This is a genomic window from Serratia sp. A07 (genome assembly GCF_058725505.1).
The window spans coordinates 1,718-3,109 of record NZ_JBZXDO010000108.1 but is presented as its reverse complement, the minus strand read 5'-3'; the positions used below and the strand labels follow the sequence as shown (position 1 = coordinate 3,109).

Below are 1,392 nucleotides of genomic sequence, written 5' to 3'. Positions count from 1 at the left end.
TTGCACCTTGAAAACTGGATACCGAAACGAAATTGCGTTTTAGAATATTCCTTTAAGCTGATCTTGTGTAAACAAGTGAAATAAAGGTAGCAGGTAAGGAAAGATCTTTTGCCTTTGGCAAAAATCATTCTTTATCGAACATCGACATTTTCTTTCTTTGAAAGAAAAGTCTAGGTTAAGCTACAAAGAGCACACGGAGGATGCCTAGGCGCCAGGAGCCGACGAAGGACGTGGCGAACAACGATAAAGCCTCGGGGAGCTGTAAGCAAGCTTTGATCCGGGGATGTCCGAATGGGGAAACCCGGCTGTCTTCATCGACAGTCACTTTCTGCTGAATACATAGGCAGAATAGAGGCAGACCAGGGGAACTGAAACATCTAAGTACCCTGAGGAAGAGAAAACAATAGTGATTCCGTCAGTAGCGGCGAGCGAACGCGGATTAGCCCAAACCAAGGAGCTTGCTCCTTGGGGTTGTGGGACGTCTCACATGGAGTTACAAAGGAACCGGTTAGATGAAGAGGTCTGGAAAGGCCCGCCAGAGAAGGTAAAAGCCCTGTAGTTCAAAACTTGTTCTCTCCGAGACGGATCCCGAGTAGTGCGGGGCACGTGAAACCCCGTATGAATCCGGCAGGACCATCTGCCAAGGCTAAATACTCCCTGGCGACCGATAGTGAAGCAGTACCGTGAGGGAAAGGTGAAAAGCACCCCGGAAGGGGAGTGAAATAGATCCTGAAACCGTGTGCTTACAAGAAGTCAGAGCCCGATCTATGGGTGATGGCGTGCCTTTTGTAGAATGAACCGGCGAGTTACGTTCCCGTGCAAGGTTAAGGTGAAGAGCTGAAGCCGCAGCGAAAGCGAGTCTGAATAGGGCGACTTGAGTACGTGGACGTAGACCCGAAACCGGGTGATCTACCCCTGTCCAGGGTGAAGGTGCGGTAACACGCACTGGAGGCCCGAACCCACGCATGTTGAAAAATGCGGGGATGAGGTGGGGGTAGCGGAGAAATTCCAATCGAACCCGGAGATAGCTGGTTCTCCCCGAAATAGCTTTAGGGCTAGCCTCGGAAATAGAATCGTGGAGGTAGAGCACTGATTGGGTGCGGGGCCCGCAAGGGTTACCAAGCTCAGTCAAACTCCGAATGCCATAGATTTAGTTCCGGGAGTCAGACAGTGAGTGCTAAGATCCATTGTCGAAAGGGAAACAGCCCAGACCATCAGCTAAGGTCCCCAAGTGTGTGTTAAGTGGGAAAGGATGTGGAGTTGCACAGACAACCAGGATGTTGGCTTAGAAGCAGCCACCATTGAAAGAGTGCGTAATAGCTCACTGGTCGAGTGACTCTGCGCCGAAAATGTAACGGGGCTAAACACACCACCGAAGCTATGGCTTGATGC

General features: G+C 50.8%; 1 rRNA gene (running past one end of the window). It reads left to right on the top strand.

Annotated elements, in window-relative coordinates:
• Nucleotides 1–173 precede the first annotated feature (173 nt).
• Nucleotides 174–1,392: ribosomal RNA gene (locus AC4PR2_RS28165) — 23S ribosomal RNA — on the top strand; it runs 1,716 nt beyond the window's last position.